Here is a 10,424-nt window from a genome sequence, read left to right as displayed (position 1 = left end):
GCAAGCGCCAGGCGGTTTTTTCAAGGAATATCAAGTTGAATAACGATCTGGAAGCGTTTCTCGATATGGTTGCAATGAACCCACAGGATCAGGCCTTGCATCGGCTGGGTCCGGTGCAGGCACGCACCCGTTTCGAGTTGGCCACGCAGCGTCTTCGCTGGCAAGCGCCGCAGGACCTGGCGCTAGGTTCGCTGACCTGCACCGCACGCGATGGTACGGCTTTGCCGTTGCGTGTTTACAAACCTGCGCAGGCCGATGGCCGGCCCCTGCCGGTGCTGGTTTATTTCCATGGCGGTGGCTTTGTCGTCGGCAGCCTGGATTCACATGATGGCGTATGCCGTGAGCTGTGCGCACGGTCAGGCTGCGCGGTGGTTTCGGTAGGCTATCGCCTGGCCCCTGAGCACCGGTTCCCAACGGCTTTCGAGGACGGTTGGGATGTGCTCGAAGCGCTGCCCTCCATCGCCCAGGCACAGGGGCTGGACCTGCAACGCGTCGTCCTTGCGGGCGACAGCGTGGGCGCGACCCTGGCCACCACCTTGGCCCTGCATGCCGCCAGGCAAGGCCTGGCGGCCGTGGTACGGCCGATCGGGCAACTGTTGTGTTACCCGGTCACGGATGCGGGGGGCGAATACGCCTCGCGCACCCTGTTTGGGGAGGGGTACCTGCTGGAAGACGAAACGCTCGAATGGTTCTATGACCTTTATGCACGCGAACACCTGGATCGTCACGACTGGCGTTTCTCTCCCTTGCGCGCAGAAAGCCTGAGCGGTGTCGCTCCAGCCATCGTCCTGCTGGCCGGCCTGGATCCGCTGCTGGATGAAGGGCAAGCCTACGCTGAGCGATTGCAAGCATCCGGGGTGGATGTGGAAATCATCCTGGCGCAGGACATGACCCACGACCTGCTGCGCATGATGTCAGTGACTGCAGAAGTTTCGACAGTGTACAAGCGATTGGTCGACAGTCTGCTTGCGCTTATCGCCAAGGCACGATAGACCTCCAGCCCCAAGGGCATTGTGGTCGCGCTGAGCGCAATGCCCTGGCGAGCCCCGCGTCAGGGCCCTGCTGAATCAAGCAGACAGGTGGTGTAGGAACAGAGGAGGGAAAGGCGCCAGCCACCTTCGGCGGTGGCTGGCGCAGGGGGGGGATCAGTTTTCGTAACGCAGGGTAAGCGCGAAATTGCGTGGGGCGCCGTAGTAGTTGCCGGTGTCTTCGCTGAAGATGGCAGTGTAGTATTTCTCGTCAAACACGTTGTTGAGGTTCAACTGCACGCTAACGTTCTGGTTGACCCGAAAGTTGGCATTGAGATCGACCAGGTTGTAAGCGCTCTGGGTGATGTTGTTCAGGTAGAGCTTGCTCTGGTGATAGACGCTGGTACCCACTCGCCACTGGTCCAGCGCACCCGGCAGCTGGTAGGTGGTAGCCGCCTTGAACAGTCGCTGGGGCGAGTTTTCCGTACCGTAGGTGTCGCCCTTGTTGGCCCCGGCAACGTACTTGGGATGGCTGTAGGTGTAGCCCATCGAAGCATTCCACCCAGGCATCAGCTCGCCTGACACTTCGGCATCGAAACCGCGATTGCGCACCTTGGCACCTTCGGTATAGCAACGTGCATCGCGGTTCGGTCCGCACACACGACCGGCTTCTGGCACGACCTGGGGCAGGCCAGTCTGATCGACCTGGAACAGCGCCAGAGAGGTGTTGAGCCTGCCGTCGAACAGCTCGTTCTTGAGGCCGATCTCGTAGTTGCTGCCCGTGGTGGGGGCCAGCAGCTTGTTGTCGACACTGTAGTTGCTTTGCAGTTTGTAGATTTCAGTGTAACTGGCGTAGACCGAGGTCTGATCGGTGATGTCATAAACGATGCCCCCATACGGAATGACCTTGCGGTCTTCCTTGAAGCGATCGGTTTCCCAAGGTCCTTGGGTATCGTAATCGACCCAGCTCAAGCGGCTGCCGAGGATTACGTGGAGGTCGTCGGTAGGATTAAGACGGGTAGCCGCGTAGATCCCTTTGTCCTTGCGCACGTGGCGGCTTGGCGTAAGGTTGCCGACTATTTCCGGTTTGGGGAATTGCGAAGCATTGAAGTCGAGGACGTCTACCTTGGGGTAGAAGCTCGGCGAGCCGGTCACGTACTGCAGGCGATCGCGGCGCATGCTTGTGCCCACGACCACTTCATGCTTCTGGCCCATCAGGTTGAACGCACCATTCAGCGCTGCATCCAGGTTGACCTGCTCGTCATCGTATCTGGCGCTGTTGGGGTAGTGCTGCATCGACGAGTCGGTCTCGCCGGTGTGATAACCGACCTGTGCCAAAAAGTCCGCATTGGACCAGATGAGGTTGGTCGCGACGGTCAGGTTCCAGTCTTCGTTGAACGAATGCTTGATATCGGCGAAGACGTTGCGGTTCAGCTTGTCCAGATAGGCCCATTTGCCGGCCAGGGAGGTCGAGCGGGAGAAGTCGTAGAAACTGCCGTCCTGGTGTGTTGGCAGGCCACCCCAGTCGTAACCATTGTTGTTGTCCTGCTGCAGCGAGCCACCGAGGGTCAAGGTGGTCGAGTCACTCAGGTCAGCTTCGCCGATGGCATAGAACAGCTGGTTTTCCTTGCCGGCGTAATCCTGGTAGCTATTGCGGTTGTTGTACATCAGTACCGTTCGACCGCGCAGTGTCCCTTCGGCATTCAACGGACCGCCGACATCCAGCTGGGTGCGGTAGTTATCCCATGAACCTGCGCCGATCTCGGCCTTGAGCTGATAGCTCCGGGTAGGCCGCTTGCGCACCATGTTGATGGCTGCCGACGGGCTGCCCGCCCCCTGCAGCAGGCCATTGGCGCCGCGCACGATCTCGACCCGATCATACATGGCCATGTTATTGACCGACATGACGTCCATCGAGAAGCTTTCAGTCACGCTGGTCGGCAGGCCATCGACCTGCAGGTCGTCCACCTGGAACCCTCGCGAGTAATACAGTGGGCGCTCGGTGCCGAAACCCTTGACGGTATTGATCCCTGTCGCGGCCATGGCCACGTCTTCCAGGGACTGCATGTTCTGGTCGTCCATCTGTTGGCGGGTGACGACGCTGACCGATTGGGGCGTCTCCCGGGGTGACAGCCCCAGCCTGGTGGCCGTGCTGGTCACACCCGTGGTGTATGAGCCTGTGTTTTCGGTAGTTGCACCCAAGGCAGCGGACTGGATGCTCGTGGCATCGAGGAGCATTGCGCTGTCACCCTCGTTGCTCGCCTGCAAGGTCAATGTGTTGTCGCGCAGCTGATAGCGCAGCCCACTCTCCCCGAGCAAGATACGCACCGATTGATCCAGGCTGTGACGACCGCTTAACGCACCCGAGCGAAGGTTCTGCACGGCACCGGGCTCGTACAGCACCTGCACGTCGGTCAGTTCTGCAAACTTCTGCAGCGCCGAGCTCAGTGGCTGTGCCGGGATATTCAAAGTCAGTTGCTGATCTTGCGCCTGGGCCGCCAGGGGCAGCGCCAGGGTGAGGGCCAGCGCTGGCAGTTGTGCATTGAAAGCGCGTCGAAGGCCAAGCGCCCTGGTCAAGTGATTCAATCGAAGGTGGGTGGGCATTTCGGTGCTCGTTGTAGATGTTGAGTGGGCAGGCTGGGCAGATCTGTTTTTATGTCGACTACGGGTATGACGCACGATGGGTGACAAACCGGAATGCAAATGTTTCGCTTTTGTTGCATCAGGCGACGCACGTTTCGACCAGCACCCTACCGGCCTCCATGCGCACCAGTTGGTCGGCGACATCGAAATAGCGGTCATCATGGCTGATGACGATGATGGTCTTGCCCAGGCGCTTCAGTTCGGGGAGCAGCTCGGTATAGAAGATGCGCCGGAATGTCGGGTCCTGGTCCGCTGCCCATTCGTCGAACACCAGCACCGGGCGCTCCTCGAGCCAGGCGTTGATCAGTGCCAGCCGCTTGCGTTGCCCGGTCGAGAGGTCGGTGGTGGTGAAACTGCCGTCGCGGATGCTGACCTTGTGTGCAATTTCCAGCCGCTTGAGATAGACCTCGGCGCTCTCCGGCACCTGCTGCGCGCCCAGGAAGGGGTCGTCGAACAGGTAGTAATCAGAAAAGACAGTGGTGAAGAGCTGGCGGTAATCGTCGCGATTGAGCGCGGTGATGGGTTGGTCGTTGATGCGTATCTCGCCTTTTTGCGGCGGATACAGACCTAGCAGCAGCTTGATCAGGGTGGTCTTGCCACAGCCGTTTTCACCGACGATGAACACGATATCGCCCTGGCTGACCTGCAGGTTCACCGGCCCAAGGGTAAACGGCGCATTGCCGTCGACCGGAGGGAAGGCAAAACGCACGTCATGCAACTCGAGAGTACGCAAGACGGGCAGCTGGCTGGCCTTGTCTTCGAGCAGCAGGTGCGGCTCGGGGGAGGAGAACTGTTCGGACAACTCGGCAATCCGGCGGAAGGCGATCTGAGCCCGGCTGACGATGGGCAACGTGCCTACCAGATATTCCAGCGGGCCTTTCATGTACAGCAGTACCAGCACGAAGCCGCTCATTACTGCCTTGTCGCCGCTAGGCCACAAGGATTGCAGGGCAAGGGCCAGGCCGATAACCACGAAGAACAGCATCGAGCCGAAGGTCTTGGCGATGACGAAGGTATTGATGGAGCGGATCTGGATATCGCGTATCTGGTCAGCTGTGCCTTGGATATTGCGGCTGAACATGCGTTGGCGGCGCGCGCGGTGGATGCGCAGCTCCTTGGCACCGGCGGCAATCGCATTGTAATGCCGTTGCAGTTCATCTTCGGCGTCCCGTGCCGCAACAAACCCTCGAATGCCCTTGGATCGGGCGATGTACTGCACGACGGTACCGAGTGCGATCGCTGCCAGCATCAGCAGGAACATCGGCCAGGAAAGCAATGCCAGATAGCCAAGGCAGCCCAAGGTAACGGTCAGGGCGATCGCCAATGGCGCGAAAGCGAAAGCGAAATCGCTGATGGTGTCCACGTCGTGCGTCAGCACGGGGATCAGTCGATGGCTGCGATAGCGCTCGATCTGTTCGATGGGGGCAGACAGAACCTTCTCGCCCAGTTCCTTGCGCAAGGCGGCGATGATGTTCTGGCCTACCCGGTTGCTACCGATGTCGGAAAACACCGAGCTGGCCAGGGCCACCAGGCAAAGCCCGGCGAAACCCCAGACAACGCCTTGGGTCAGGCCGCTGTCGTCGTGCAGGGCGCGGTTGATGGTGGCCAGCAGGAAGGTGATGCTGAGGCCGCCGACCATGCCCAGGATGACGGACAGCGCGACGGTATATTTGAACGGCTTGAGCAGGGCGAAGAGATCCTGCACGGCGCCGCGGGAGGACTGGGACATGATGGGCTCCTGAGTTGATCAGCCGACGCTGGCAAGGGGTTTGGTTTGCGCCTGGTGTGCGCTGCTGGAAAGGTTCAGGGCGCCATAGAGCGCTTTTCCGATCTCTTCGCTGCGCATCGGCAGCACTGAAAGCAAGGTGTCGCTCAAGCCGTGGGTGGCCTCGCAGAAGCCTTGCAGGAAGACTGGCGCCTGGAGCTGTGGGGTGGCCAGGGCGCGATAGGTACGGTCCACTTCCAGGCCATGCAGGTAAGGCAGAAGCGGTTCGAGCAGGTGCTGATGGCTGTTGCGCTCGTAGCCGGTGGCCAGTATCACGGCATCGTAGCGGTGGGTCTGCTGTTGCCCGGTGGCGAGGTCACGCAGGGTCAGTTCGATGCCCCCTTCGACATCGACTGCCGCTTCCAGGTGTTGACGGCAGAGCACCGCGTGGCGGGGCTGACGGGTGATCTTCTGCCGGTACAGCACGGCATAGATGCGCTCGATCAGCCCCAGGTCGACGACCGAGTAGTTGGTGTTATGGTATTCGCCGATCAACTTTTCGCGGTCTTGCGGTGCTTGCTGGAAAACCAGGTCGGTGTACGCAGGGGCGAAAATTTCGTTGACGAAAGGCGAGTCGTCGGCGGGCTTGAGGGCTGAGCTGCGCAGGATCATTTCAGCCCGCACCGAAGGAAAGCTGTCGTTGAGGTCGATGAACGCTTCGGCGGCACTCTGCCCGGAACCGATGATCGCGATACGCATCGGCTTGCCTTCGCTGCAGGCCAGGTGCTGCATGCCGGTGAGGTAGCGGGAATGATGAAAAACCCGGGCATTGTTGCGCAGCGGGGCGAACATGGCTGGAATCTTCGGTGAGCCACCGGTGCTGATCACCACCGAACGCGTGCGACGGGTGCGCTGCATGCCTTGTGCATTGCGCGAGATCAGCCTGAGGTGATGAATGACCCCATTATCGAGCTCGGGCTCGATGCGCAACACATCTTCGCCATACAGTGCCTGCCCGGCGAACTGCTCGGCGACCCAGCCCAGATAGTCGTTGTACTCCAGCCGGCACGGGTAAAAGGTGCCGAGGTTGACGAAGTCGACCAGGCGGCCCTGCTGCTTGAGGTAGTTGACGAAGCTGTAGGGGCTGGTGGGGTTGCGCAGCGAAACCAGGTCCTTGAGGAACGAGATCTGCAGTTCGCTCTGCGAGGACAAGGTATCCCCATGCCAGCGATAGTGCTCCTGCTTGTCCATGAACAAGGCGTCAATGGGCTTGCCATTGCTCTGGGAAAGCTCCTGCAGGGCGATGGCCAGGGCCAGGTTGGACGGGCCGAAGCCTACGCCGATCAGGTCGTGGAGAGTTGAGGCGCTCATGTCGTTGACTCCTGCTGTTGCTGGTGAGCGGTGAGTAGGTGTTAAACGAAGCCGCAGAGGCTGGATTTAGCCGGTCACGACCAGCCGGGCATGCACCCCACGCAGGTGTTCGCAGAGACGCAGAAGTTGTGATCCGAGGAGGGGCATACGCTGCGCGCTGGCGCACGAAAACCCCGCAGGCATGCTGCGCCAGGCGCCCGCCGGGGTTCGTGGCTCAGGGTAGATGCGGGTAGGCGCAGCGCAGCCTAGCGTTGCATGACGTCGAAGAACGCCTTCAGAAAGGCTTGCATTTGCTCCGCCGTGCCGACACTGACGCGCATCCACTGCGGCCACGCCTCGAATACCCGTCCAACCCGGACCCGGCGTTGTGCAAGTGCTTCGATCACGGGTTTGGCAGGTCGGCCAAGGGCCACCATGAAACAGTTGGCGTGTGCGTCGGTGCAGCGGTAACCGGCCTTTTGCAGGGCGTCGGTAGTGGTCAGAAGAATGTGGCGATTGATGCGTTTGCGTTCGCTGACCAGGTCGCCTTGTTGCAGGCTGGCGATACCGCCCATGGCGGCGGCAAGCGGCACGAAGTTGTAGCCATTCAGGCGTTGCAGGTCGTGCAGCAACGCCGGTTTGCCGATCGCCAGCCCCAGGCGGGCACCGGCCATGCCATAGAGCTTGGAGAATGTCCTCAACACCAGGACATCGTCATGGCTGACCGCCAGATCCAGGCAGGAAGGGGCGTCGCAAAAGTGGATGTACGCCTCATCGATGATGGCCAGGCTGCCTGCCGCCTTGTGGCTGACCAGGTGCTCGATGTCGGCGCGTGGCGTCAGCGTGCCGGTGGGGTTGTTCGGATTGCACAGGTACAACACCCCGGGCTGGGGGTTGGCGGCAAGCATGCCGCGCACGTCATGGGCGTGGCGGGCATCGAGCGGCACTTCATGCACGGTCGCGCCGACGGCTCTGGCGCCATTGGCCACGGAGTCATAGGTCGGCGCGGCGGTGACCACGGCCCGCTTGTCGGCGTGGCGAGCCAGGGCATATTGCAACGGTGAGCGGGAGCCGCAGAAGACTGCCACATGGTCTTCGGGCACGTTGTGCTGCCGCGCGAACAGCTCGATCAGGCGATATTCATGCTCCGGAAAGTAATGCCCGCTCTGGCGTATCCCCAGGCTCATTGCCTGGAGCGCCGAGGGGCAGGGGCCGTAAGGGCTCTCGTTGTAGTCCAGGCGGATGATGTCATCGTCCACCGTCGGATCGCCCGCTGCGCCCGCCGCCCAGGCGGGCATGGCGGGTACGAGGCCGGTCAAGGTGGCTGCCGCTACGAAACGGCGTCTGCTCAAAGCGGGCATGGTCACTCTCCCTGTAGGTTGTCAGTTGTGTTCGCCGTCCTTGAGGTCGCGGGCTACCCGAAAGCCCAGCCAGTCACCGCGCACTTCGGGTTCGCGCTCGTTGCGGTTGCCCGAGCGGGAGAAGATGGGCGGTTCCAGGTAGTCGTTGCCGCGGATCTGCCGGTGCGTGCAGGTGCCACCTGTGGTCCAGGCGCTGCCATCGGTGGGCGCACCGACATAATCGGTGTGCCAGCAGTCTTCGACCCACTCGTAGATATTGCCATGCATGTCATACATGCCGAACGCGTTGGCCGGGAAGCTGCCGACCGGCGCCGTGTAGGTGAAGCCATCCCGTGGCCCGTAAGTGTTGGCATGCTTGCTGATCTGATACTCGCCTTCCTCATCGAAGGGGAACGGGAAAGGACCGGTGGAGCCAGCGCGACCTGCGTATTCGCGTTCGGCCTCGCTGACCATGCGGTAAGGCTTGCCGGTTTTCTTCGCCAGCCAGCCAATATAGCCGCGCGCTTCCTCCCAGGTCATGCAGACCGCTGGCTGGGTAGGCCCTTGCGGGTAACTGGGCTTGCCGTTCTTGCACAGACGGCCCGGGCGATCGTCGCCGTCGGGCAGCACGGTGTGGGTGTCCCTGGCATAGGCTTGCCATTGGCTGGCCGTCACGTGGAAGCGACTCATGGCGAAGGCCTTGGCGAATGTTACGGTATGCAGCGGACCTTCATCGTCCTGTTTGCCCAGTTCGTCATCGGGGGTGCCCATCACGTAGCTGCCGGCGGGCAGCACGACCATTTCCGGGCAATCCTTGCAGTCCTTGAAGACCTTGCCCGGTGCACTCGGGGCGCCAGCGAGGGCATCGAGCGACAGCGAGAGACAACCGAGTGCAATCAGTGAGGTCAGCCGTTTCATGGGGTTCCTTGCGGGTAGTGGGCAATGGGAGGTGGGGTGGGCTTGGCAGCTTTCTGGGCGGCTTCCCAAACACGCAGGAAGTTGGCCCCCCAGAGCTTGGCGATGTCTTCATCGGAATAGCCACGCTGCATCAGTTCGGCGGTGACATTGCGGCTCTGGCTGACATTTTCCCAGCCGACCACACCGCCGCCGTCGTTGAAATCGGAACTGATGCCTACATGGTCGATACCGATCTTCTTCACCGCGTAATCGATCGAGTCGACATAGTCGGCCAGGGTGGCCTCTGGCTCGGCGCCGAGGATTTCGTAGAACGGTGTGAGGTATTCACCGAACTTCTTCTCTGACCAGATCGAGAACACCGGGTCGGTGGTGGTGCCCATCTGGGTCTGGTTTTGTACGTCGGGCAAGCCATGCCTGGCACGCAAAGCGTTCATCTTCTCGATGGTGGGGCGCGAGAACGGCTTGAGGTAGTGGGAGTAGGCCACGATATTGACCAGCCCATCGGTGGCCTTGATGTGTGCCAGGTCGGCATCGCTGAGGTTGCGGCGAATGTCCATCAGGCCTTGTACGCCGGTGTGCGAGGCCATGACCGGCGCTCGGCTAAGCTGGGTGACCTGGGTCAGCGCCTGGCTGGACATCTGCGACACGTCGATGACCACGCCGAGGTCGTTGAGCCGGGTGATGGCGCGCCGACCAATCGCGGAAAGCCCGCCCAGCGGGTCGACCGAATCGCCCAGGAAAGGCAGGGGCCGTGCCGAGTCTACCCAGCTGTTGTTACCGACGTAGCCTGGTCCGAATACCCGCATGCCGCGTGCGGCCCAGTGGTCCAGTTTGTCAATGTCGTCGCCCAAAGGCGCGGCATTGAGCATGCTGATGATGATGGCGAACTTGCCTTCACTGACCAGTCGGCGGAAGTCAGCGGGGGTGTAGGCGATGCCGGCCTGTGCAGGGAAATCCTTGGCGATGCTGGTGATGATCCGGTAGCGCACTTCCAGTTCGTTGGCCATTGCGGCCTCGAAGCCTGGGGTGGGGCGGTGTGGCCAGTTGGGCCCACTCCAGAATTCCGGCCATGACCAGATCGCGATCGAAGCGCCGCTCAGGCGGCCTTTGGCGGCTTTCACCAGATCGAACTGTGTCGGGCCATCGCGGTTTGCTTCCTCGCCATCGGTGCCATAGCTCAGCGGCACATCGAGGTGCGCATCCAGGGCCGGGATGCGCGCCTGCAGGGCGTTGGCTCGCTGTTCGATTTCCCGGCTGTAGGGGTGCTTGGCAAGGTAAACCCAGTACCACCAGGCGCCTGCGGCCATCAGGAGCAGGAGCAGAAGTGCCAATGCCCATGGCCATCTGCGCGAAAACAAAGCCGGTTTCTTCATTGCGTACTCGATCGCCTGCACGACGGCCCCATGCCGTTCGAACTTGCTGGGTGAAACGAGCCGGGGCAAAGAGAATTTAGCAACCCTCTAAATCGCTTCCTCAACCATTCGTTTTTGCAGCAGTAGT

At 61.3% G+C, this 10,424-nt stretch carries 7 protein-coding genes; 1 reads left to right on the top strand and 6 read right to left on the bottom strand.

What is annotated here, in order from left to right; all coding sequences use genetic code 11:
* Positions 1-29 precede the first annotated feature (29 nt).
* Positions 30-992 carry an alpha/beta hydrolase gene (locus OZ911_RS20140; protein ID WP_070086765.1) on the top strand — a complete coding sequence of 321 codons (963 nt, stop codon included), beginning with the start codon at positions 30-32 and terminating at the stop codon, positions 990-992.
* A 153-nt stretch (positions 993-1,145) separates the two neighbouring features.
* Here the strand turns inward: OZ911_RS20140 and OZ911_RS20135 are convergent, their stop codons facing one another.
* The 6 genes from OZ911_RS20135 to OZ911_RS20110 form a co-directional block, all read right to left on the bottom strand.
* Positions 1,146-3,572 (bottom strand): TonB-dependent siderophore receptor, encoded by a 2,427-nt coding sequence (locus tag OZ911_RS20135; protein ID WP_268968460.1) that lies wholly within the window; start codon positions 3,570-3,572, stop codon positions 1,146-1,148.
* Between the two features lie 118 nt (positions 3,573-3,690).
* The gene (locus OZ911_RS20130) at positions 3,691-5,340 is read right to left on the bottom strand and encodes a cyclic peptide export ABC transporter (protein WP_016488306.1); all 1,650 of its coding nucleotides are present in this window, start codon (positions 5,338-5,340) and stop codon (positions 3,691-3,693) included.
* An 18-nt stretch (positions 5,341-5,358) separates the two neighbouring features.
* The gene (locus OZ911_RS20125; RefSeq protein ID WP_070086766.1) at positions 5,359-6,687 is read right to left on the bottom strand and encodes a lysine N(6)-hydroxylase/L-ornithine N(5)-oxygenase family protein; all 1,329 of its coding nucleotides are present in this window, start codon (positions 6,685-6,687) and stop codon (positions 5,359-5,361) included.
* Between the two features lie 245 nt (positions 6,688-6,932).
* Positions 6,933-8,027 (bottom strand): pyoverdine biosynthesis transaminase PtaA, encoded by a 1,095-nt coding sequence (gene ptaA, locus OZ911_RS20120; RefSeq protein ID WP_023048634.1) that lies wholly within the window; start codon positions 8,025-8,027, stop codon positions 6,933-6,935.
* A 21-nt stretch (positions 8,028-8,048) separates the two neighbouring features.
* Positions 8,049-8,924 (bottom strand): dihydropyoverdine dehydrogenase, encoded by an 876-nt coding sequence (gene pvdO / locus OZ911_RS20115; protein ID WP_016488303.1) that lies wholly within the window; start codon positions 8,922-8,924, stop codon positions 8,049-8,051.
* Entirely contained in the window at positions 8,921-10,297 is a 1,377-nt protein-coding gene (locus OZ911_RS20110) for a dipeptidase (RefSeq protein WP_016488302.1), read from the bottom strand. Before OZ911_RS20110 ends, pvdO begins: the two co-directional genes overlap by 4 nt.
* Positions 10,298-10,424: the final 127 nt, after the last annotated feature.

The sequence above is a fragment of the Pseudomonas fortuita genome (assembly GCF_026898135.2).
Classification (GTDB): domain Bacteria; phylum Pseudomonadota; class Gammaproteobacteria; order Pseudomonadales; family Pseudomonadaceae; genus Aquipseudomonas; species Aquipseudomonas fortuita.
The sequence above is the reverse complement of the archived record's forward strand: the minus strand, read 5'-3'. Positions and strand labels throughout refer to the sequence as shown.